Source organism: Salipiger sp. D13, assembly GCF_003703915.1.
Taxonomy (GTDB): Bacteria; Pseudomonadota; Alphaproteobacteria; order Rhodobacterales; family Rhodobacteraceae; genus Salipiger; species Salipiger profundus.
Map to the genome: position 1 here is coordinate 25,250 of NZ_RAPJ01000011.1, position 20,699 is coordinate 45,948.

At 65.7% G+C, this 20,699-nt stretch carries 23 protein-coding genes; 9 read left to right on the forward strand and 14 right to left on the reverse strand.

Translation table 11 applies throughout. The features are described 5' to 3' along the window. Window positions 1-91: 91 nt before the first annotated feature. Complete coding sequence (locus D6860_RS20095; RefSeq protein ID WP_076623299.1) at window positions 92-1,114, forward strand: LacI family DNA-binding transcriptional regulator; 1,023 nt, start codon at window positions 92-94, stop codon at window positions 1,112-1,114. A gap of 1 nt (window position 1,115) precedes the next feature. Here D6860_RS20095 and D6860_RS20100 read toward each other — a convergent pair whose 3' ends face one another. Continuing rightward, entirely contained in the window at window positions 1,116-1,847 is a 732-nt protein-coding gene (locus D6860_RS20100; protein ID WP_017467226.1) for a Crp/Fnr family transcriptional regulator, read from the reverse strand. A gap of 153 nt (window positions 1,848-2,000) precedes the next feature. Here D6860_RS20100 and D6860_RS20105 point away from each other — a divergent pair, with 153 nt between their 5' ends. Then, window positions 2,001-2,300 carry a hypothetical protein gene (locus D6860_RS20105; protein WP_076623298.1) on the forward strand — a complete coding sequence of 100 codons (300 nt, stop codon included), beginning with the start codon at window positions 2,001-2,003 and terminating at the stop codon, window positions 2,298-2,300. Window positions 2,301-2,534: 234 nt separating this feature from the next. Here D6860_RS20105 and D6860_RS20110 read toward each other — a convergent pair whose 3' ends face one another. The 7 genes from D6860_RS20110 to D6860_RS20140 form a co-directional block, all read right to left on the reverse strand. Then, complete coding sequence (locus tag D6860_RS20110) at window positions 2,535-3,527, reverse strand: ABC transporter substrate-binding protein (RefSeq protein WP_076623297.1); 993 nt, start codon at window positions 3,525-3,527, stop codon at window positions 2,535-2,537. Window positions 3,528-3,570: 43 nt separating this feature from the next. Further along, complete coding sequence (locus tag D6860_RS20115) at window positions 3,571-4,413, reverse strand: ABC transporter permease (RefSeq protein ID WP_371683205.1); 843 nt, start codon at window positions 4,411-4,413, stop codon at window positions 3,571-3,573. Then, window positions 4,413-5,273: an ABC transporter permease gene (locus D6860_RS20120; protein WP_076623296.1), complete on the reverse strand. Its 861-nt coding sequence runs from the start codon at window positions 5,271-5,273 to the stop codon at window positions 4,413-4,415. Before D6860_RS20120 ends, D6860_RS20115 begins: the two co-directional genes overlap by 1 nt. Then, window positions 5,270-5,707 (reverse strand): GNAT family N-acetyltransferase, encoded by a 438-nt coding sequence (locus D6860_RS20125; protein WP_076623295.1) that lies wholly within the window; start codon window positions 5,705-5,707, stop codon window positions 5,270-5,272. Before D6860_RS20125 ends, D6860_RS20120 begins: the two co-directional genes overlap by 4 nt. Next, window positions 5,700-6,482, reverse strand: coding sequence for an ABC transporter ATP-binding protein (locus tag D6860_RS20130; protein ID WP_076625332.1), 783 nt, complete (start codon window positions 6,480-6,482; stop codon window positions 5,700-5,702). Before D6860_RS20130 ends, D6860_RS20125 begins: the two co-directional genes overlap by 8 nt. A 67-nt stretch (window positions 6,483-6,549) precedes the next feature. Continuing rightward, entirely contained in the window at window positions 6,550-8,004 is a 1,455-nt protein-coding gene (hydA, locus tag D6860_RS20135) for a dihydropyrimidinase (protein ID WP_076623294.1), read from the reverse strand. A 91-nt stretch (window positions 8,005-8,095) separates the two neighbouring features. Continuing rightward, the gene (locus tag D6860_RS20140) at window positions 8,096-9,346 is read right to left on the reverse strand and encodes a Zn-dependent hydrolase (protein WP_076623293.1); all 1,251 of its coding nucleotides are present in this window, start codon (window positions 9,344-9,346) and stop codon (window positions 8,096-8,098) included. A gap of 187 nt (window positions 9,347-9,533) precedes the next feature. Between D6860_RS20140 and D6860_RS20145 the strand changes: the two genes are divergently transcribed. Both D6860_RS20145 and D6860_RS20150 read left to right on the forward strand, forming a co-directional pair. Further along, complete coding sequence (locus tag D6860_RS20145; protein WP_076623292.1) at window positions 9,534-10,166, forward strand: TetR family transcriptional regulator C-terminal domain-containing protein; 633 nt, start codon at window positions 9,534-9,536, stop codon at window positions 10,164-10,166. Between the two features lie 24 nt (window positions 10,167-10,190). Next, the gene (locus tag D6860_RS20150) at window positions 10,191-10,433 is read left to right on the forward strand and encodes a hypothetical protein (protein ID WP_017469084.1); all 243 of its coding nucleotides are present in this window, start codon (window positions 10,191-10,193) and stop codon (window positions 10,431-10,433) included. Between the two features lie 70 nt (window positions 10,434-10,503). On the opposite strand, the gene preA is transcribed toward D6860_RS20150, so the two are convergent. The 3 genes from preA to rpsD all read right to left on the reverse strand — a co-directional run bounded on the left by preA (window position 10,504) and on the right by rpsD (window position 13,960). Continuing rightward, window positions 10,504-11,808: an NAD-dependent dihydropyrimidine dehydrogenase subunit PreA gene (gene preA / locus D6860_RS20155; RefSeq protein ID WP_076623291.1), complete on the reverse strand. Its 1,305-nt coding sequence runs from the start codon at window positions 11,806-11,808 to the stop codon at window positions 10,504-10,506. Between the two features lie 24 nt (window positions 11,809-11,832). Further along, a complete protein-coding gene (locus tag D6860_RS20160; protein ID WP_076623290.1) occupies window positions 11,833-13,164 on the reverse strand; it encodes an NAD(P)-dependent oxidoreductase in 1,332 nt (443 codons plus the stop codon). A 175-nt stretch (window positions 13,165-13,339) separates the two neighbouring features. Continuing rightward, window positions 13,340-13,960 (reverse strand): 30S ribosomal protein S4, encoded by a 621-nt coding sequence (gene rpsD / locus D6860_RS20165; RefSeq protein WP_076623289.1) that lies wholly within the window; start codon window positions 13,958-13,960, stop codon window positions 13,340-13,342. 371 nt (window positions 13,961-14,331) lie between these two features. Here rpsD and D6860_RS20170 point away from each other — a divergent pair, with 371 nt between their 5' ends. The 5 genes from D6860_RS20170 to D6860_RS20190 all read left to right on the forward strand — a co-directional run bounded on the left by D6860_RS20170 (window position 14,332) and on the right by D6860_RS20190 (window position 19,261). Beyond that, the gene (locus D6860_RS20170; RefSeq protein WP_076623288.1) at window positions 14,332-15,156 is read left to right on the forward strand and encodes an EAL domain-containing protein; all 825 of its coding nucleotides are present in this window, start codon (window positions 14,332-14,334) and stop codon (window positions 15,154-15,156) included. Window positions 15,157-15,333: 177 nt separating this feature from the next. Further along, window positions 15,334-16,509 carry an acetyl-CoA C-acetyltransferase gene (locus tag D6860_RS20175; RefSeq protein ID WP_076623287.1) on the forward strand — a complete coding sequence of 392 codons (1,176 nt, stop codon included), beginning with the start codon at window positions 15,334-15,336 and terminating at the stop codon, window positions 16,507-16,509. Between the two features lie 37 nt (window positions 16,510-16,546). Further along, window positions 16,547-17,377, forward strand: a complete 831-nt coding sequence (locus tag D6860_RS20180; RefSeq protein WP_017467482.1) for a patatin-like phospholipase family protein — start codon at window positions 16,547-16,549, stop codon at window positions 17,375-17,377. A gap of 87 nt (window positions 17,378-17,464) precedes the next feature. Further along, window positions 17,465-18,187 carry an acetoacetyl-CoA reductase gene (phbB, locus tag D6860_RS20185; RefSeq protein WP_076625330.1) on the forward strand — a complete coding sequence of 241 codons (723 nt, stop codon included), beginning with the start codon at window positions 17,465-17,467 and terminating at the stop codon, window positions 18,185-18,187. A 153-nt stretch (window positions 18,188-18,340) separates the two neighbouring features. Beyond that, a complete protein-coding gene (locus tag D6860_RS20190) occupies window positions 18,341-19,261 on the forward strand; it encodes a VOC family protein (RefSeq protein WP_076623286.1) in 921 nt (306 codons plus the stop codon). Window positions 19,262-19,385: 124 nt separating this feature from the next. On the opposite strand, the gene D6860_RS20195 is transcribed toward D6860_RS20190, so the two are convergent. From D6860_RS20195 to D6860_RS20205, 3 genes are all read right to left on the reverse strand, one after another. Then, window positions 19,386-19,559 carry a YdcH family protein gene (locus D6860_RS20195; protein WP_017467576.1) on the reverse strand — a complete coding sequence of 58 codons (174 nt, stop codon included), beginning with the start codon at window positions 19,557-19,559 and terminating at the stop codon, window positions 19,386-19,388. A gap of 113 nt (window positions 19,560-19,672) precedes the next feature. Beyond that, a complete protein-coding gene (locus tag D6860_RS20200) occupies window positions 19,673-20,446 on the reverse strand; it encodes a tRNA1(Val) (adenine(37)-N6)-methyltransferase (RefSeq protein ID WP_076623285.1) in 774 nt (257 codons plus the stop codon). Beyond that, on the reverse strand, window positions 20,436-20,651 hold the full coding sequence (locus tag D6860_RS20205) for a putative signal transducing protein (protein WP_076623284.1): 216 nt from the start codon (window positions 20,649-20,651) through the stop codon (window positions 20,436-20,438). Before D6860_RS20205 ends, D6860_RS20200 begins: the two co-directional genes overlap by 11 nt. Between the last annotated feature and the right edge of the window lie 48 nt (window positions 20,652-20,699).

Genomic DNA, 20,699 nt, shown 5'->3' on the forward strand with positions numbered 1-20,699 from the left:
GCGAATTTCCCGCAGGCAGCACACGCGGCTTGCCTGTCCCGGACAAAAGGCTAACAATGCAACTGTTTACTGCGTTGAGGAGGCCCAGTCCGTGGCAGATGACGATCCCCGCCCGTTGACCCTTCGGGATGTATCCGAAGCATCCGGCGTATCCGAAATGACCGTCAGCCGGGTCTTGCGCAACAGGGGGGACGTCTCGGAGGCGACCCGTGCCAAGGTGCTCGAGGCCGCGAAGACGCTGGGCTACGTCCCGAACAAGATCGCCGGTGCGCTCGCCAGCCAGCGGGTGAACCTCGTGGCGGTCATCATCCCCTCGATGCGCAACATGGTCTTCCCCGAGGTCATGGCCGGCATCTCGGGCGTGCTCGAGGACACCGAGCTTCAGCCGGTAGTCGGCGTGACCGACTACCTGCCGGAGAAGGAAGAGCGCGTCCTCTACGAGATGCTGTCGTGGCGCCCCTCGGGCGTGATCATTGCCGGGATCGAGCACACCGAGGCGTCGAAGGCGATGCTCAAGGCCAGCGGCATCCCCGTTGTCGAGATCATGGATACCGACGGCACGCCGATCGACACCGCCGTGGGCATCAGCCATCGCCGCGCCGGCCGCGAGATGGCCCGGGCCATTCTCAAGGCGGGCTACCAGAAGATCGGCTTTCTCGGCACCAAGATGCCGCTCGACTACCGGGCCCGGAAGCGGTTCGAAGGCTTCACCGAGGCGCTCGCCAAGGGCGGCGTCGAGGTCATGGAACAGGAGTTCTACTCCGGCGGATCGGCGCTTGCGAAAGGCCGCGAGATGACCCGCGACATCCTCGAGCGCGAGCCCGAGCTCGACTTCCTCTACTATTCGAACGACATGATCGGCGCGGGCGGCCTGCTCTACCTGCTCGAACAGGGGCGCGACATTCCCGCCGACATCGGCCTTGCGGGCTTCAACGGGGTCGAGCTGCTGCAGGGACTGCCGCGCAAGCTGGCCACGATGGATGCCTGCCGCGACCAGATCGGCAGGAAGGCTGCCGAAATCATCGCGGCCCGGGTCGAGGACGCCGATGCCTCCTTCGACAAGATCATCGAGATGACGCCCAAGATCACCTACGGCGACACGCTGCGTCGCTGACCTAGAGGAACGGCCGCTTCTGCACCGGCTCCGGGTCGGTGACGGCCACCGTCGCGAGTGCTTCTGCGTCCGGCACCGTCAGGTGGCCGTTGCTCCAGTTCGCCACGCCTTCGGAACGCAGGCGCGCGAGGGTCTTGTTGGTGTGGACCAGTGACAGCCCCAGCGCATCCGCGAGATCCTGCTGCCGGAAGGGCAGCGGCACGCGGCGATTCTCGCCCAGACCCAGACCCTGCATCCGCTGGAACAGCTTGAGCAGCGCCCAGGCGATTCGCTCCTTGCCATCCCGCTGGCCCAGCGTCGCGATGGTCTCTCCGAGGAAATGCTCCTCAGCCGCCGCGATCCATGTCAGCGCATAGGACAGTTCCGGCTGGTTGCGGAACAGCGTCCACAGGTCATCGCGCCGGAACACGCAGAGCCGCATCGGCGTCACCGCCTCGACCGAGTTGGTCATTTCTCCCATGACGCCGGCCTGAAGCCCGAGAAAATCGCCGGGCATCACGAAGTTGATGACCTGCCGGCGCCCATCCCGCAACGTCTTGTCGCGCAACCCCATACCGTCGAGGACAGTGTAGAGATTGGGTGTCATCGCCCCTTCGAGAAGGATCTGTGTGCCCGGCTCCACGGTCATCTCGCCGGCTTTGAAGTCCTCGAGAAACGACTTTCGTTCATGGTCGTGCGGCAATAGAAGCTCGCACTCCTGAAGCGGGCAGGTTTTGCAGGAAATCGCCTTCATGTTCAAAAATCCGTAGCTTGATACGTCATGGTTTAATGCCGCACGCCCCGATCTGTTCCATACGCAGCCTTGCATCATCGTAAGGACACCATGACCCCGGAAGATAGCACAAGCCTGCATCCGTCATTTCTCGTTGCCGTGAATGACCCTCTCGTGGCTCTGGACATCACGACCACCCTCGGAGAGGCGCATCCCGGCGCAAGGATCGCGACTGCAGAAGATCGCCCGTCCGCGCAGGCACTGCTTGCGCAGATGCCGCGTCTTGCGCTGGCGGTGGTCTCGCTGTCGCCGAAAGATGCGGTGAGCTCGGACTTCGGGCAGGCGCTGCGCCAGACCGGCGCGCGGCTCGTGCTGATGGGCCTCGACGCCGAGGAACATGGCGAGGCAGACGGCTACGAGGTGCTGCACCGCCCCTTCCGCACAGAGGATCTGCTCGCACTTATCTCGCGCTGAGGATTGTCCGGGGAGAACTCTTCATCGGGACGTCACGGGGCTGTCACAGCTCCGGGCTACGAGTCGCCCCGTTCATTGAGAAGCAAGTGTCAGGTCCGGTAAGGCATGTCCCCAACCCCGACCGCCTCGACGTTTCGATATCGCATTTCAGAACGAAAGCGGGGTGGCCCATTCAGGCCACCCCGTATTTCTTCGCCATCAGGCAGGGCGTGAGCCCGCCCACAGGGCCTTGGCTCAGTCGAGCGCCTCGTCGGTGATCTCGTGCGTCCAGGCGGCATCGCCCGGATCCTTGGTGATCACCGGAGCGGCCCCCGCCGACATCAGCACCTCGACCGTGCGCTCGAAGTCTGCCGGGTCGAGCGCACCGTTGGAACCGGCGGTCAGCTTGGCGATCTCGCCCATCATGCGCTTCTGGTGCTTCTCGGTCTGTGCGCCGGTGGCGTCGTTTTCGAGCACGATGTCGGCCGCCTCGTCTGGGTTCTCCTCGGCATATTTCCAGCCCTTCATCGAGGCGCGCACGAAGCGGGTGAGCTTGTCGACCATCTCGGGGTCCTCGAGGTTCTCCTCGGTGGTGTAGAGACCGTCCTCGAGCGTCGAGATGCCCTCGTCTTCATACTTGAAGACCACGAGGTCATCGGGCGTGAGCCCTGCGTCGATGACCTGCCAGTACTCGTTGTAGGTCATGGTCGTGGCGCAATCGACCTGCTTCTGCAGCAGCGGATCGACGTTGAAGTTGATCTTCTGGATGGTGACGCCACCCTCGGAACCGTCGGTCGGATAGCCGAGCTTCGACATCCAGCTGTAGAGCGGCAGCTCGTTGCCGAAGAACCAGGTGCCGAGCGTGTGACCCGGGAAGTCCTCGGGGCTCTCGATGCCGGACTCCTTGAGGCAGGTGAGCATCAGGCCCGACGACTTGAACGGCTGCGCGATGTTGACGATCGGTGCGCCGTTCTCGCGTGCGGCCAGCGCCGAGGGCAGCCAGTCGACCATCACGTCGGCGCCGCCACCCAGCAGCACCTGCACCGGGGCGATGTCGGGACCGCCGGGCTTGATGGTGACGTCGAGATCTTCCTCTTCGTAGAAGCCCTTGTCGGCGGCCACGTAGTAGCCCGCGAACTGTGCCTGCGTGACCCACTTGAGCTGCAGCGACAGCTCGTCCGCCGCCTGCGCCGCGCCTGCGGCCAGCGCCATGCCTGCCGCGACGGACAGTGTGGTGATGGTTTTCATTGTTACCTCCATGTTGGTCTTCTCGTAGGTCCTGTTGTCTTTGTTATCCTTGGCCCCGTTGCGAGGGGTGCCAGAAGGTGACGGCCTTCTCGAGCAGTGCCACACCGCCATAGAACGCCGAACCGGCAATCGCCGCCACCACGATTTCAGCCCACACGAGATCGAGCGCAAGAAGCCCGACGCTGGTGGAAATGCGAAAGCCCATTCCCCTGATCGGAGAGCCGAAGAATTCGGCAACGATGGCCCCGATCAGCGCCAGCGTGGTGGCGAGCTTCAAGCCGTTGAAGATGAAGGGCATCGCCGCCGGAAGCCGCAGCTTCAGCAGGGTCGTCCAGTAGCCCGCCGCGTAGGTCCGCATCAGGTCGCGCTGCATTGCCGAGGTGTCTCGCAGCCCCTCGACGGTGTTCACCAGCATCGGGAAGAACACCATGACCACCACGACCGCCGCCTTCGACTGCCAGTCGAACCCGAACCACATGACGAGGATCGGCGCGATGCCGATGATCGGCAGCGCGGCGACGAAGTTGCCCACCGGCAGCAGGCCCCGGCGCAGGAAGTCGAAGCGGTCGACCACGATGGCGGTGCCGAGCGCCGCGGCGCAGCCGATGACGAAGCCGGTCAGCGCGCCCTTGATGACGGTCTGGACGAAGTCCTCCCAAAGGATATGGCTCGAGGTGCCCATCTCGGCCACGATCGCCGAGGGCGGCGGCAGCAGCACCGGCGAGATGCCGAAGCCCCGCACCGCCGCTTCCCAGACGAAGATCAGCGTCAGCCCGAAGATCACCGGCACGGCCAGCGCCGTGGCCCGGCTGCGGGCGCGGCCCGCAAGCCAGACGTTCAGCGCCCAGCCGCCGGCCCATGCAAGAATGCCAAGCACGATCCACATCAGTTCATTCCCATGCGCTTGAGGGTCAGCCGCTGCACGAAGCCGATGAGCCCGACCATCGCCGCGGCGACGGCGGCGGCCATGAACAGCGCCGACCAGATCTGGATGGTCTGCCCGTAGTAGCTGCCCGCGAGCAGCCGGGCGCCAAGACCCGCGACCGCGCCGGTCGGAAGCTCGCCCACGATGGCCCCCACGAGGCTTGCGGCCATGGCGATCTTCAGCGAGGTGAAGAAATAGGGCATCGACGACGGCAGCCGCAGCTTGAAGAACTCCTGCGTCTTCGACGCATTCCACGTCCGCATCTGGTCTAGCTGCATCCGCGACGGGGCGCGCAGGCCCTTCACCATGCCGACGACGACCGGGAAGAAACTCAGGTACATCGAGATCATCGCCTTGGGCAGCAGCCCCGACAGCCCCATCGCGTTGAGCACGACGATGATCATCGGCGCGATGGCAAGGATGGGGATGGTCTGGCTGGCGATCACCCACGGCATGACGGACATGTCCATCACCCGCATGTAGACGATCCCCACCGCCAGCGCGAAGCCCAGCGCGGTGCCCAGCCCGAAGCCCGCGAGCGTCGCCGAGAGCGTCACCCAGGCATGGTAGACAAGGCTGCGCTTCGAGGTGATGTTCTTCTCGACCGTGGTCTGCCACAGCTCGGTCACCACCTGGTGCGGCGCCGGCAGCTGCGGCTTGTCCTGGCTCCAGGTCTCCATGACCAGCTCGGCGGCGCCGACCTCGCGGTCCTGCCGCGCGGCTGTGTCAAGTACCCACTGCGCGTTGAGCCAGACCGCGGCGCCATACCAGATGACGACGATGGCGGCGATGACGGTCAGGACAGGCAGGATGTTTCTCATCGGTGCCACTCCATCCGCAGTTCCGGAACGGTCTCGGGCGGCTCGGGAGCGATCTCGCCGCCCACCTGCTCAAAGCCTTCGCGCCGGTAGAACGCCTGCGCGCGCCGGTTCGGCACATGGGTGTGCAGCCACAGGCTGTCGCGGCCGCGCTTGGCCTCGTCCATCAGCGCCTTGCCGCAGCCCGCGCCGGTGCGCGTGCAGTAGAGCGCGCCGATCTGGCCGGTCTCGGCGTTCAGCGACAGGTAGGCGTCGATCGGCTCTCCGAGCACCCAGATCTCGCGATCCGGCAGCGCGGCGGCGATGAATCCCTCGAGCGTTTCCGCGTCATTGGCCCGCTCCATCCAGGGCGTCTCGTCGATCCAGCGGTTGAGTACGGCGGCAATGCCCGGCACGTCGCCGGGCCCGGCCGCGCGGGGCGTCATGACCTCAGTCATAGGCATGCCCCGCCCGCAGCCCCTCGCGCACGCGGTGCGCGATCTCGAGGAATTCCGGCGTGTCGCGGATGTCGAGCGGCCGCTCTTTCGGCAGCGGGCTCTCGATCACGTCGGTGATCCGACCCGGACGCGGGCTCATCACGACGATCTTGGTCGACAGGTAGACCGCCTCGGGGATCGAGTGGGTCACGAAGCAGATGGTCTTCTGCGTGCGCGCCCAGAGCGCCAGAAGCTGCTCGTTGAGGTGGTCACGGACGATTTCGTCGAGCGCGCCGAAGGGCTCGTCCATCAGCAGGATGTCGGCCTCGAAGGCCAGCGCCCGCGCGATCGAGGCGCGCTGCTGCATCCCCCCCGACAGCTGCCAGGGATATTTCTTCTCGAACCCCGCAAGGTCGACGAGTTCCAGAACCTCCTTCACTCGCTGGGCCTGGACCGAGCGGTCGTAGCCCATGATCTCGAGCGGCAGGCGGATGTTGCCGCCGATGGTCCGCCACGGGTAGAGTCCCGCCGCCTGGAAGACGTAGCCGTAGGCGCGCTGCCGGCGCGCCTCCTCGGGGCTGACGCCGTTGACGTGGATGTCTCCGCCGGTGGGCTGCTCGAGATCGGCCATGACCCGCAGGAAAGTGGTCTTGCCGCAGCCGGACGGCCCGATGAAGGAGACGAAATCGCCCTTCTCCACCTGCAGGTTCACGTCGCGCAGGGCGTGAACGGGGCCGTCGTTTGTCTGGAAGGTCAGGCTGACATCGCGCGCGTCGATGATGGCGCTTCCGGTCATGGTGCCATGCTCTCTCTTGTTGTGGGAAGCGCGGTCGGTGCCGCGCTCCCGCATCTGCTGTTCTGGCTCAAACGCCGGTTGCCGGAATGCCGCTGCGCTCGACGGGGCGCGGCGCGGTCAGCTCCTTCCAGGACGACAGCGCCTTGTTCACGGCGCCCGAGGGCTCGCGCTTGACGAACTGGCCGTGGCCCTCCTCGGGCTGCATCTCGCCGTCCATCACCGCGACACGGCCGCGGGTCAGCACGAAGCGCGGCAGTCCCTTGACCTCCTTGCCCTCGAAGACGTTGTAGTCGATCGCCGACTGCTGCGTCGCAGCGCTGATGGTCTTGGTCTTCTCGGGATCGAGCACGAGAATGTCCGCGTCCGCGCCGACGAGGATCGCCCCCTTGCGCGGGTAGCAGTTGAGGATCTTCGCGCTGTTGGTCGAGGTCGCCGCGACGAACTCGTTCGGGGTCAGCCGCCCGGTGCCCACGCCGTAGGTCCAGAGCATCGGGATGCGGTCCTCGAGCCCGCCGGTGCCGTTGGGGATCTTGGTGAAATCGCCCACGCCGTAGCGCTTCTGATCGGTGGAAAAGGCACAGTGGTCGGTGGCGACGCACGACAGCGAGCCACTCTGCAGCCCGTTCCAGAGGCTGTCCTGGTGCATCTTGTTGCGGAACGGCGGCGACATCACCCGGCGCGCGGCATGATCCCAGTCCTTGTCGAAATACTCGCTCTCGTCGAGCGTCAGGTGCTGGATCAGCGGCTCACCCCAGACGCGCTTGCCCTGCATCCGCGCCCGGCGGATGGCCTCGTGGCTGTCCTCGCAGGAGACATGCACCACGTAGAGCGGCACGCCCGCCATGTCGGCGATCATGATCGCGCGGTTGGTGGCCTCGCCCTCGACCTGCGGCGGCCGCGAATAGGCATGCCCCTCGGGCCCGTTGTTGCCGGCCGCCAGCAGCTTCGCCGAAAGCTCCGCGACCACGTCGCCGTTCTCGGCATGCACCATCGGGATCGCGCCCAGCTCGGCGCAGCGCTGGAACGACGCGTAGAGCTCGTCATCGTTCACCATCAGCGCGCCCTTGTAGGCCATGAAGTGCTTGAAGGTGGTGATGCCGCGATCGCGCACCACCGCCTCCATCTCGTTGAACACCTGCTCCGACCACCAGGTGATCGCCATGTGGAACGAGTAGTCGCAATGCGCGCGGGTCGACTTGTTGTCCCACATCTGCAGCGCATCGAGCAGCCCCTGCCCCGGCGACGGCAGCGCGAAATCCACCACCATCGTGGTGCCCCCGGCAAGCGCCGCACGGGTGCCGCTTTCGAAATCGTCCGAGGAATAGGTCCCCATGAAGGGCATCTCGAGATGGGTATGCGGGTCGATCCCGCCCGGCATGACATAGCATCCGGTCGCATCGAGCGTCTCGTCGCCCGCGAGGTCGGGCCCGATCTCGACGATCTTGCCCCCCTCGACCAGCACGTCCGCCTTGTAGGTCAGATCGGCCGTGACGACCGTGCCGTTCTTGATGACTTTGCTCATTCTGTTGCTCCCTGCGCCAGGGTGTCCCTGGTCTTCTTCTGGCTTCAAATATCCCGGGGGTGTGGGGGCAGCGCCCCCACCCGGCCCGGCCTCACTCCACGATCCCGGCAGTCTCGAGCACCGCGCGGAAGAGCACCTCCGCGCCGGCGGTCGCCCACTCCTTCGAGATCTCCTCGGCCTCGTTGTGCGAGATGCCCTTCACGCAGGGGCACATCACCATGGTGGCGGGCGCCACCTTGGCCGCCCAGCAGGCATCGTGCCCCGCGCCCGAGATCAGCTCCCGGTGCGAATATCCCAGCTCCTCGGCCGCCTTGCGCACGTTTCCGACAAGCTCCGGATCGAAGGTCACCGGGTCGAAATGGCCCACCGCCTCGACGTCACAGCCGACGCCGATCTCGTCACAGATGGCGGCGGCGCGCTTCTCGATCTCGGCGCGCATCCCGTCGAGCTTCTCCTGGTCCGGCGAGCGGATGTCGACGGTGAAGACCACCTTGCCCGGCAGCACGTTGCGCGAGTTGGGCGAGAACTGCATCTGCCCGACGCCGCCGACGGCCCCCGGCTGCGCGGCCATTGCGACCTCCTGCACCATCTCGAAGATCCGCGCCGCCGCGAGGCCCGCGTTCACCCGCATGTCCATGGGCGTCGAGCCGGTGTGCGCCTCGCGGCCCGTCAGGGTGAATTCCAGCCACCAGAGGCCCTGGCAATGCGTGACCACGCCGATGTCCTTGTCCTCGGCCTCGAGGATCGGGCCCTGCTCGATGTGCAGCTCGTAGTAGGCATGCATCTTGCGCGCGCCCACCTCTTCCTCGCCCTTCCAGCCGATGCGCTCGAGCTCCTCGCCGAAGGCCTTGCCGTCCAGGTCGGTGCGCCCGTAGGCGTAGTCGAGCGTGTGAACGCCCGCGAACACCCCCGACGCCATCATCGCCGGCGCGAAGCGCGCGCCTTCCTCGTTGGTCCAGTTCACCACGCAGATCGGATGCTTCGTCCTGATACCGAGATCGTTCATCGACCGAACCGCCTCGAGCGCGCCCAGCACGCCCAGCACGCCATCATACTTGCCACCGGTCGGCTGCGTGTCGAGATGCGAACCGACGTAAACCGGCAGCGCGTCCGGGTCGGTGCCCTCGCGCATCATGAACATGCTGCCCATCTGGTCGACACCCATGCTGAGCCCGGCGTCGTCGCACCACTGCTTGAAGAGCGCGCGGCCCTCGGCGTCCTCGTCCGTCAGCGTCTGGCGGTTGTTGCCGCCCGCCACGCCCGGGCCGATCTTCGCCATTTCCATCAGGCTGTCCCAAAGCCGGTCACCGTCGATCCGGAGGTTTTCGCCCGTTGCCGCCATCTTGCTCTCCCTGTGTCGCTTGCCTGCTGTGCAGCCCATCCGGGGTGCACGCCGGTTTTTTACCATTTGGTAAAGGCACGATTGCAACCGGTCCGGATCGAGTCAAGAATTGACGTCCCGGGCCAGCCGGGCGATTGCGCGGATCGCGGGCGACACTGCCCGAAAAACGGGCAGGACAGGAAACCAGATGCCAGAAACCACCGTCAGGAAACCCAGTCGCATCCAGTTGCGCAACCGCAAAAGGATCATGGAGGCGGCGCTCGAGGTATTTTCCCGGCACGGCTATCGCGGCGCGACTCTCGACCAGATCGCCGAGGCGGCCGGCATGTCGAAGCCGAACCTCATCTACTATTTCGACGGCAAGGAGGCGATCCATGTCGCCCTGCTGAGCAAGCTGATGGAGGAATGGCTGGCGCCGCTCGCCGAAATGGACCCGGCCGGCATCCCGCTCGAGGAAGTGATCGGCTACGTCCGGCGAAAGATGGAAATGAGCCGCGCCTACCCCAGCGAAAGCCGGCTCTTCGCCAACGAGATCATCCAGGGCGCGCCGCGGATGCGGCCGCATCTCGAAAGCGACCTCAAGCCGCTGTTCGACGAGAAATGCGCCTTGATCGCGGAATGGATGGCCGAGGGGCGGCTGGCGAAATCGGACCCCGCGCAGTTGATCCTGTCGATCTGGGCGATCACCCAGCACTATGCCGACTTCGATGCCCAGATCCGCGTTCTGGTGCCCGGGGAAGCCTCGGGCTGGGATGCGGCGAACGCCCATGTCGAGACGCTGTTCCGCAAGCTTCTTACCCCGGAAACAACGTCTGCTTGACCAGAATCGGGAAACGCTGGGCATATGAAAGTCCTACCCCTCACCTCCCGAAGCGCCCCGCACAACCCCGCATGGCAAAATCAGCTGTTCTCGGCGAAGGCCGTGAAGACCGGCGGCATCGTGCGCCGCAGGAAGCGGGATGTGCACCGCGAGTTGGGATATGCAGCGCTGCTCGAAGAGGTGCGAGCGCGGGGCTTTCACCTCGTCGAATGCGGCGACCAGTACCTGATCATCTGCGACGACGCGCACCTCTTGGTGCACTGCTAGACCAGCCAGTCGTGACCCCAAGAAAATTCGGACGAATTTTCTTGGGGCAAGATTTTTCGGACGAAAAATCTTATTCCGCGGCGACCTTCGCCATCGGGTTGTTCGGGTGCGTGGTCCAGTCGGCCGGCTCGGCCTGAACCACCTTGCCGGTGCGCGGATCGGTCTGGCCCGGCGCCATGCGTTCCATGGTGATGCAATCTTCGACCGGACAGACGTTCACACAGAGGTTGCAGGCGACGCACTCCTCGTCCTTGACCGTGAAGACCCGGTCCTCGGACATGGCGATGGCCTGGTGGGACGTATCCTCGCAGGCCGCGTAGCAACGGCCGCACTTGATACAGGCATCCTGATCGATCACCGCCTTGCTGACGTAGTTGAGGTTCAGGTGCTGCCAGTCGCTCACGTTCGGGATCGCACGGCCGACCAGGTCGGGAAGCCCGATCTGCTTCTCGTCGAGATACTGCGACAGGCCCGAGATCATCTCCTGGACCACCTTGAAGCCATAGGTCATGGCCGCGGTGCAGACCTGCACGTTTCCGGCCCCCAGCGCCATGAACTCGGCCGCGTCCTTCCACGTGGTCACACCACCGATGCCCGAGATCGGCAGGTCAGCGGTCTCCGGGCTGCGGGCGATCTCGGCCACCATGTTCAGCGCCATCGGCTTTACCGCCGGGCCGCAGAGGCCGCCATGGCTGCCCTTGCCGTCGATGGTCGGCTCCGGTGCGAAGAGATCGAGATCCACCGAGGTGATGGAATTGACCGTGTTGATCAGCGAGACCGCATCCGCCCCGCCGCGCTTGGCGGCCTGCGCCGGCAGCCGCACGTCGGTGATGTTCGGGGTCAGCTTGACGATCACCGGCATCCGGGTCGTCTGCTTGCACCAGCGGGTGATCTGTTCGATCAGGTCGGGGTTCTGCCCCACCGCCGCGCCCATGCCGCGTTCGGACATGCCGTGCGGACAGCCGCAGTTCAGCTCGATCCCGTCGGCGCCGGTTTCCTCGACCAGCGGCAGGATCGCCTTCCAGGCCTCTTCCTCGCAGGGCACCATGATCGAGGCGATGAGCGCGCGGTCCGGATAATCGCGCTTGACCGCCTTCATCTCGCGCAGGTTCACCTCGAGCGGGCGGTCGGTGATGAGCTCGATGTTGTTGAGTCCCAGCAGCCGACGGTCGGCGCCATAGATCGCGCCGTAGCGCGGCCCGTTGACGTTGACCACCGGCGGGCCCGCCTCGCCAAGGGTCTTCCAGACCACGCCGCCCCAGCCGGCCTCGAAGGCGCGGCGCACGTTGTATTCCTTGTCCGTCGGCGGCGCCGAGGCGAGCCAGAAGGGGTTGGGGGATTTGATCCCGATGAAATTGCTTGTCAGATCAGCCATGTTCCTGTCCTCCGTCAGCCGGCCTCAGCCTGCCGTCCCCATGAGTTGCGCGTGGATGTCCTCGGCTGCGTCGCGGCCCTCGGCCACCGCCGTCACGGTGAGATCATCGCCACCGCTGGCACAATCGCCGCCGGCCCAGACGCCCGCGACCGAGGTCCGGCCAACGCCGTCGACCCGGATCTTGCGGCCCTCGAGGTCGGGCAGCCCGTCGCCGGTGAGGGTCTGACCGATGGCCCGGAACACCTGGTCGGCCGGCAGCCGGAAGCGCTCGCCGGTGGCGGTCAGCTCGTCGTCGGTGAACTCGAACTCGATTTCGCGCACCGACCCGTTGCCATGCACCGCGACCGGCGTTGCGCTGCAGATGATCCGCACGCCCTTGGCTGCCGCGAGCTCCTGCTCGTAGACAGAGGCTGCCATCCGCTCGCGCGAGCGACGGTAGACGATGGTCACGTTGAGCGCGCCCAGGAGCTTCGACTGCACCGCCGCGTCCACGGCGGTCATGCCGCCGCCGATCACCACCACGTCACGCCCCACGGGCAGCGCCGCGAGGTCGGATGCCTGCCGCAGCTCGGCGATGAAATCCACCGCGTCGGCAACCCCGCCCTTGTCGTCTCCGGCGACGCCAAGCGCGTTCACGCCACCGAGCCCCATGCCGAGAAACACCGCGTCATATTCGGCCTTCAGGGCGTCGAGCGTCGTGTCGCGCCCGAGCGCCACGCCGGTCTTCAGCTCGATCCCGCCGATCTGCATCAGCCAGTCAACCTCGCGCGCGGCGAAATCCTCGGTGCTCTTGTAGGCGGCGATGCCGTATTCATTGAGGCCGCCGGGCTTGGGGCGGGCATCGAGAAGCACCACGTCGTGCCCCTTCATCGCGAGCCGATGCGCGCAGGAGACACCCGCGGGACCGGCCCCGACCACGGCAACGCGCTTGCCGGTAGGGGCTGCGCGTTCGAAGGGGTGCACCCCCTGCGCCATCAGCGTGTCGGTGGCATAGCGCTGCAGCCGGCCGATCTCGACCGGCTTGCCCTCGGCCACCTCACGCACGCAGACCTCTTCGCAGAGCGTCTCGGTCGGGCAGACCCGGGCGCACATGCCGCCGAGGATGTTCTGCTCGAGGATCGTCTTCGCCGCCGCCTCCGGGGTACCCGTCGCGATCTGGCGGATGAAGAGGGGAATGTCGATCGTCGTGGGACAGGCCGTCGCGCAGGGCGCGTCGTGGCAGAAGTAGCAGCGATCCGCCGCGACCAGAGCCTCGTGATCATCGAGCGGCGGATGCAGGTCCGCGAACCCCGCCTCGATCCTGTCCTTGTCCAAGCGCCCCGGCACGATGCCCGGGGTCAGCGTCCTGGTATCCATTGGTGGCCTCCCGCTGCCTTTTGTCATTTCGAAAAGGCTTCCACAGGTCGATTTTTTTATCAATCGGTAAAATATCGGAAGGCGTCGGATGACGTGGCGGCTGCACAAGAATGCAGCAACGAAAAAGGCCGCTCCCGAAGGAGCGGCCTTTCCCGATGCGATGCGCTGAACCGGATCAGTTCTGCGCGTAGAATTCGATGACGAGGTTCGGTTCCATCTGGACCGCGAAGGGCACGTCGGCGAGGGCCGGGGTGCGCACGAAGGTCGCGGTCATCTTGGAGTGGTCGGCCTCGATGTAGTCGGGCACGTCGCGCTCGGGCAGCTGGACGGCCTCGAGAACGGCGGCGTTCTGCTTCGACTTCTCGCGAACCTCGATGACGTCACCCTCTTTCACGCGGTAGGAGGGGATGTTCACCTTCTTGCCGTTCACGAGCACGTGGCCGTGGTTCACGAACTGACGCGCCGCGAAGACGGTCGGAACGAACTTGGCACGGTAGACGACAGCGTCGAGGCGCGATTCAAGCAGGCCGATGAGGATCTCACCGGTGTCGCCGCGGCGACGCTCGGCGTCTGCGAAGATGCGGCGGAACTGCTTCTCGGTCAGGTCGCCGTAGTGGCCCTTGAGCTTCTGCTTGGCGCGGAGCTGCAGGCCGAAGTCGGACATCTTGCCCTTGCGGCGCTGGCCGTGCTGGCCGGGGCCGTATTCACGGCGGTTGACGGGGGACTTCGGACGGCCCCAGATGTTCTCGCCCATGCGGCGATCGAGTTTGTACTTGGCAGACGTGCGTTTGGTCACGGCTGATCTCCTTTATACTGGCGCTTCGGCGTCTCTCCGAAAGCCGGTTCCGCGGTTCGATCCCATGACGCGGCTGCGTCGGAGGATCCGCGGGCCGGACCCGGACAGGGCCTCGTGCCGTTGCAAAGGGCGTTGTCCTCTCTCCGGACCGGCAAGCCGGCGCCCCGGATTGACAGGCATCCCCTTGCGGGGGCCACCAACACCAATGAGCGGGCGCTTATATGGCTTTGCGCCCCGGAGTCAACAACGCATCTCCTCCACTTGTCCATATTCGGCACCACACCGCTTCAGACCGGGTTAACACCGCTGCAGCAAGATGTTCGGACCCCGGAGCATGGCCTGCCGACACCGGGGGAATCGGGAGTATCCGGATGAAGAGGGGGCGGACCGACATGCACAACCACAACGCCCTCGACATGGCGATCGCCGCGCGCGATGCGCGGATCGTCGATACCGTGCGCGCGGCGATCCGGCATGAAGACGTGCTGCTTGCCTTCCAGCCTGTCGTCCAGGCGCAGCGGCCCGGCAGCATCGCGTTTCACGAGGGCCTCGTGCGTGTGCTGGACGAGACCGGCCGCGTCGTCCCGGCCGCCGAGTTCATCGTGCAGGTTGAAGAGCTGGAAGAGGGGCGCATCCTCGACTGCCTCGCGCTCGAGATGGGGCTGGATGAGCTCGCGCAGGAACCCGGGCTTCGCCTTGCGATCAACATGTCGGCGCGGTCCATCGGCTATCCGCGCTGGAGACGCAGCCTCACCGACACCATCTGCGGGAACCCGACCGTCGCAGAGCGCCTGATTCTCGAGATTTCCGAGGCATCCGCCATGCTCGTGCCCGAGCTCGTGACAAGCTTCATGGCCGAGATGCAGCGACAGGGGGTTTCCTTTGCCATGGATAATTTCGGCGCAGGCTATACCGCGCTGCGCCATCTCAGGACCTTCAGCTTCGACGTCCTGAAGATCGCAGCCCCATTCATACGCGGCATCGCGACCGACCCTGACAACCAGGTTCTCACGCGCGCGATCCTCGCGATGGCCGAGCAGTTCGACATGTTCACCGTCGCCGAATCCGTTGAAACCGCAGCCGATGCACAGGTCCTGACGGAGATGGGGGTCGATTGCCTGCAGGGCTATTTCTTCGGTGCGCCCACCGTTCGACCGGCCTGGCGCGATACGCCTGCGCAGCGCGCCGAGGCCTGAGGGCAGCACCCGGCTTCGCCGCGTTGCGGAATTTTGCGCTATCAATCTGTCTTTTCGGTACAGTTTCTCTGTCCCATGTCGTTTCCCCGCGTTATCAAAAGAGCGCAAGATCAATGGCGGGGGCCGCCAGACTGACGCGACCTCCGCACCACGCTCTGCTTGGAGGAGTAGCTATCCATGACCAATGTCGTCATCGCATCCGCGGCCCGTACCGCCGTCGGCAGTTTCGGCGGTGCCTTCGCCAACACCCCGGCGCATGACCTCGGGGCCGCCGTGCTCGAAGCGCTGATCGCGCGCGCCGGCATCGACAAGGGAGAGGTTTCGGAAACCATCCTCGGGCAGGTGCTGACCGCGGCCCAGGGCCAGAACCCGGCCCGCCAGGCCCACATCAACGCCGGCCTGCCCAAGGAAAGCGCGGCCTGGGGCATCAACCAGGTCTGCGGCTCGGGCCTGCGCGCCGTGGCGCTCGGGGCCCAGCACATCCTGCTTGGCGACGCCTCGATCATCTGCGCCGGCGGCCAGGAGAACATGTCGATGAGCCCCCATGCCCAGAACCTGCGCGTCGCGCACAAGATGGGCGACGTGAAATACATCGACACAATGATCAAGGACGGCCTCTGGGACGCCTTCAACGGCTACCACATGGGCCAGACCGCCGAGAACGTGGCCGAGCAGTGGCAGATCAGCCGCGAGATGCAGGACGAGTTCGCGCTCGCCTCGCAGAACAAGGCCGAAGCCGCCCAGAACGCGGGCAAGTTCGATGACGAGGTGATTCCCTTCACCATCAAGTCCCGCAAGGGCGAGACCACCGTCGACAAGGACGAGTACATCCGCCACGGCGCCACCATCGAGAACATGCAGAAGCTGCGCCCGGCCTTCGCCAAGGACGGCTCGGTCACCGCGGGCAACGCATCGGGCATCAACGACGGCGCGGCCGGCGTGCTGCTGATGACCGCCGAGGAAGCCGAGAAGCGCGGCATTGAGCCGCTCGCGCGCATCGCCTCCTACGCGACCGCCGGTCTCGACCCGTCGATCATGGGCACCGGCCCGATCCCCGCGTCGCGCAAGGCGCTGGAAAAGGCCGGCTGGAGCGTCAGCGACCTCGACCTGGTGGAAGCCAACGAAGCCTTCGCCGCGCAGGCCTGCGCCGTGAACAAGGACATGGGTTGGGATCCGTCGATCGTGAACGTGAACGGCGGCGCCATCGCCATCGGTCACCCCATCGGTGCCTCGGGCGCGCGCGTGCTCAACACCCTGCTGTTCGAGATGAAGCGGCGCGACGCCAAGAAAGGCCTCGCGACGCTGTGCATCGGCGGCGGCATGGGCGTTGCCATGTGCCTCGAGCGTCCGTGATCGGACGGGGCCGCGCCGCGCGCGGCCCCATTTCAGCATGCCAATCATCCCGGACAACCCCGCCCAGATCGTCTTTTCCGGAGGCGGCCTGCGCTGCTTCTGGCAAGGCGGCTTCCTGACCACCCTGTGCAAGCACCGCACACTGTCGCCGCAGCGGTTGACCGGTGTCAGCGGCGGCGCGCTGGCCGGCGCCGCCTTCCTGTCTGGCAACGAGGAACGGCTGCTCGAAACCATGTGCGCCGCCTTCGAAAAGCAGGACAGCAACATCGACCTGCTCGCGCCGAACGAGAACGGCATCACGCCGCACCAGGAACTCTACTGCGGCGTGGTCGGTGACGTGATCGATGCCAAGGCGGCCGAGGCCATCGCGAACGGTCCGCACTTCCAGATACTCATTGCCCATCCGCCGGAAACCTCGGTGCCGACCCTGAGCGGCATGGCCATGGCCGCCGCCTACGAGGCCGAACTGCACACGGTGAACTCTCCGCACTTCAACTGGGCGGAGAAGATGGGGCTTACGTCGCATCTCGTCGACGCCAACCAGGCGGCACGCGAGGGCTCACTGGTCGAGCTGATCTCGGCCGCAGCGGTTATCCCCCCGGTGTTCGAGCCGCCACTCTGGCAGGATCGCCGTGTCGTCGATGGCGGCATGGCCGATCAGGCGCCGCTGCCCGATCCGGACGAAGGCGTGACGATGGTCCTGCTCACCCGCGACTACAAGCGCCTGCCCGACGTCGAGGGGCGACATTACATCGCGCCGTCGAAGGAAACGCCCGCCGACAAGATCGATTTCACGGATCCGCAAAAATTGCGCGATACATGGGCCCAGGGCACACGTGACGCGGAACGATATCTTTGCGAAGATTAATAAAAATTCTCGGCAATAATGTTGCTCACAATAAGTTTAACAAGTAACAACGTTACCTGAGAGAGGACAGCCAGATTGGAGGACATCATGGCACGAGTAGCACTGGTCACGGGCGGAAGCCGCGGCATCGGTGAGGCAATTTCCAAGGCACTGAAGGCCGAGGGCTACGAGGTCGCCGCGACCTACGCGGGCAATGACGAGAAGGCCGCGAAGTTCACCGAGGAAACCGGCATCAAGACCTACAAGTGGAACGTGGCCGACTACGAAGCCTCGAAAGAGGGCATCGCAAAGGTCGAGGCCGATCTCGGCCCGATCGACGTGGTCGTCGCCAACGCCGGCATCACCCGTGACGCGCCCTTCCACAAGATGACGCCGGACCAGTGGAACGAGGTGATCGACACCAACCTGACCGGCGTGTTCAACACCGTGCACCCGGTCTGGCCCGGCATGCGCGAGCGCAAGTTCGGCCGGGTCATCGTGATCTCCTCGATCAACGGCCAGAAGGGCCAGTTCGCGCAGGTGAACTATGCCGCGACCAAGGCTGGCGACCTCGGCATCGTCAAGTCGCTGGCACAGGAAGGCGCGCGCGCCGGCATCACCGCCAACGCGATCTGCCCCGGCTACATCGCCACGGAGATGGTCATGGCCGTGCCCGAGAAGGTCCGCGATTCGATCATCGCCCAGATCCCGACGGGCCGTCTGGGCGAGCCCGAGGAAATCGCGCGCTGCGTGGTGTTCCTCGCGTCCGACGACGCGGGCTTCATCAACGGCTCGACGATCTCCGCCAACGGCGGCCAGTTCTTCGTCTGATCCGCATATCGTTTCGATGACGGCACGGACCCCGGCGCAGCCCCGCGCCGGGGTCTTTTCGTGCCCGCCCGCACAGACACGGCGCGGCGATGACGGTATGCCGATCCGCCGCCCTGCCCTATCTTCGGGTCAGGCGGAGAGAGGATCAGAGCCATGCTCAGCGACATCACAGGGCTGCACCACGTCACCGCGCTTGCCAGCGGGGCCCAGCAGAACAACGCGTTCTTCACGAAGACGCTCGGCCTCAGGCGAGTGAAGAAGACGGTCAATTTCGACGCGCCCGACGTCTATCACCTTTACTACGGCGATGCGGCAGGCACGCCGGGCACGGTGATGACCTACTTCCCCTTCCCGCACGCAAGGCGCGGCACACCCGGCACCGGCGAGGTCTCGACCACGGCCTTTGCGGTTCCGAAGGGCAGCCTGCCCTACTGGCAGGAACGGCTGGCCGGGCACGGCGCCGCGGCGGTCGAGGATCGCTTCGGTGAGCGGCTCCTGCGGTTCGAGGGTCCGGACGGCGACGGGCTGGCGCTTGTCGAGACCGAGGATGCCCGCGCGCCCTGGACCGGCGGAGAGGTTCCCGAGGACTCCGCGCTGCGCGGGTTCCATTCCGTCGAGATGCATCTTGCCGATATCGGCCCGACCGCGGAGTTGCTGCGCTTCATGGGTTACACCGAGGATGACCGGGCGGGCGACGTCACACGCTACCGGCATCCGGCCGGCAATGGCGCCGATGTCGTCGATCTATGGCAAAGCGACGCGGCACCAGCGAAGCAGAGCGCCGGGCGGGTCCATCACGTGGCGTTTGCCGTGCCCCACCGCGCGGCACAGGCGCGCGTGCAGGAGGCTCTGACCGACGCGGGCTTCCGCGTGACGCCGCAGATCGACCGCGATTATTTCTGGGCGATCTATTTCCGCAGCCCCGGAGGCGTGCTGTTCGAGGTGGCCACGAACGAACCCGGCTTCGACCGCGACGAGGCGCCCGAGCATCTGGGTGAAGTGCTCATGCTGCCGAAACAGCATGCGCATCTGCGCGACACGCTCGAAGCGTCGCTGGAGTCGATCACCGACTGAGGCGCGGAAATATGCGCCCTCGGGTTCGGCACCTTGAAAAGTAAACCCATGGGAAAATTTACAAACTCCGGTCCGGTGCCGCAGGCGCACCGGGCCGGGCGTTCTTGCTAGGAGTGGTGCCGGATCAGTGCAGCTCGCTACTCAGCCGCGAGATCTCTTCCTTGAGACGCAGTTTCTGCTTCTTAAGCTCGGCAACATGCAAGCCGTCCGAACTGGGACTGCGTTGCATTTCTTCCACAGCGGTCGAGAGGCTCCGGTGCTTCTTCTTCAGTTCCTGCAGATGCGAACTCAAGCTCATACTTTCCTCCTGTGCTGGGTTTGAGCCTCCAGTGCAGCACATCAGGTGATTCAAGTCACGCCGCAGGTGCGAACATGATGAAGAATACCTTACCTCGCGTCAGCACTGGGCGGTCACGTCGGGAAATTGAGCGGTTGCCCCTCCCTAAGCGCCGCCCTTACGACATCGGTATAGTCCTCGCCGTCTTCAATATGCGCCGCCCCCGCATGGAGGACGAGCGGCGGATGCAGGCGGAAAGCCGCCCTTCCGCCCTTGCGACCCCGGGCGAGAATCAGCCGGGGCGCGCGTCCGGCCCGGGGGGCCAGCGGCCAGACCTCGAGCGCGCCGAGGCACTCCTGCATCGCGCCCAGCAGTTCGGGCAGCCGCTCGACCCGCTGGATGACCGTGACGCTGCCCCGATACCGCAGGCGCCTTGCCGCGAGACCCACCCACACAGACAGCGCGACCGGGCCGGCCAGCGCCAGCTCGCGGCCCTCGTCCGGGGCGGCACTGCGACGCGCCTCCTCGAAATACGGCGGGTTGGCGATGACGTGGTGAAAGTCGCGTGATTTCAGCGCCTCGGGCGGCGCGGCGATGTCGCCGTCGATCACCTCGCCCTCGAGCCCGTTTCCTGCAAGGTTCCGACGCGCCAGCGCGGCATAGCCCGGCTGGATCTCGAGCCCCGTGAGCGAAAGCCCCGGCACCCGCACCCCGAGACAGCAGAGTGCCGGCCCGGCCCCGCAACCAAGCTCGAGCACCCGTTCGCCGGTGCGTGCCGGCACGCTCGCCGCCAGCAGCACCGGGTCGATGCCGGCCCGGTAGCCGTCACGGGGTTGCCAGAGCTGCACGCGACCGCCGAGAAAGGCGTTTTTCACAAGTGCGTCAGCCGCGAAGGGCTCATCCCTCAAATTTCACTCCGTTCAGTCTCAGGACGCGCCGCGCGTCGTCGATTTCGTCCGCCCGGACCATCAGGCGGCGCGGCAGAATGCCCAAGCTGCCCTCGAGCACGCTCATGTTTACGTCCAGCTCGAAGCAATCTATACCCTCCTCGTCGAGAAGGGTCTTTACCAGCGGGATCAGGGTGATGTCGGTGGTGCGTAAAAGCTCTTCCATGAACGTGATGTAAGGACAGGGCAGCCGCCTTGTCGAGCCTGCGACCGA

Bases quoted from the DNA above. Each gene is read 5' to 3' on its own strand.
- D6860_RS20145 (WP_076623292.1), top strand. From the start codon at position 9,534: ATGCCAGAAACCACCGTCAGGAAACCCAGTCGCATCCAGTTGCGCAAC.
- D6860_RS20160 (WP_076623290.1), bottom strand. From the start codon at position 13,164: ATGGATACCAGGACGCTGACCCCGGGCATCGTGCCGGGGCGCTTGGAC.
- D6860_RS20110 (WP_076623297.1), bottom strand. From the start codon at position 3,527: ATGAAAACCATCACCACACTGTCCGTCGCGGCAGGCATGGCGCTGGCC.
- D6860_RS20140 (WP_076623293.1), bottom strand. From the start codon at position 9,346: ATGGCGGCAACGGGCGAAAACCTCCGGATCGACGGTGACCGGCTTTGG.
- D6860_RS20205 (WP_076623284.1), bottom strand. From the start codon at position 20,651: ATGGAAGAGCTTTTACGCACCACCGACATCACCCTGATCCCGCTGGTA.
- D6860_RS20150 (WP_017469084.1), top strand. From the start codon at position 10,191: ATGAAAGTCCTACCCCTCACCTCCCGAAGCGCCCCGCACAACCCCGCA.
- D6860_RS20175 (WP_076623287.1), top strand. From the start codon at position 15,334: ATGACCAATGTCGTCATCGCATCCGCGGCCCGTACCGCCGTCGGCAGT.
- D6860_RS20120 (WP_076623296.1), bottom strand. From the start codon at position 5,273: ATGAGAAACATCCTGCCTGTCCTGACCGTCATCGCCGCCATCGTCGTC.
- phbB (WP_076625330.1), top strand. From the start codon at position 17,465: ATGGCACGAGTAGCACTGGTCACGGGCGGAAGCCGCGGCATCGGTGAG.
- preA (WP_076623291.1), bottom strand. From the start codon at position 11,808: ATGGCTGATCTGACAAGCAATTTCATCGGGATCAAATCCCCCAACCCC.
- D6860_RS20125 (WP_076623295.1), bottom strand. From the start codon at position 5,707: ATGACTGAGGTCATGACGCCCCGCGCGGCCGGGCCCGGCGACGTGCCG.
- D6860_RS20170 (WP_076623288.1), top strand. From the start codon at position 14,332: ATGAAGAGGGGGCGGACCGACATGCACAACCACAACGCCCTCGACATG.
- D6860_RS20115 (WP_371683205.1), bottom strand. From the start codon at position 4,413: ATGTGGATCGTGCTTGGCATTCTTGCATGGGCCGGCGGCTGGGCGCTG.
- hydA (WP_076623294.1), bottom strand. From the start codon at position 8,004: ATGAGCAAAGTCATCAAGAACGGCACGGTCGTCACGGCCGATCTGACC.
- D6860_RS20100 (WP_017467226.1), bottom strand. From the start codon at position 1,847: ATGAAGGCGATTTCCTGCAAAACCTGCCCGCTTCAGGAGTGCGAGCTT.
- D6860_RS20190 (WP_076623286.1), top strand. From the start codon at position 18,341: ATGCTCAGCGACATCACAGGGCTGCACCACGTCACCGCGCTTGCCAGC.
- D6860_RS20130 (WP_076625332.1), bottom strand. From the start codon at position 6,482: ATGACCGGAAGCGCCATCATCGACGCGCGCGATGTCAGCCTGACCTTC.
- D6860_RS20180 (WP_017467482.1), top strand. From the start codon at position 16,547: ATGCCAATCATCCCGGACAACCCCGCCCAGATCGTCTTTTCCGGAGGC.
- D6860_RS20195 (WP_017467576.1), bottom strand. From the start codon at position 19,559: ATGAGCTTGAGTTCGCATCTGCAGGAACTGAAGAAGAAGCACCGGAGC.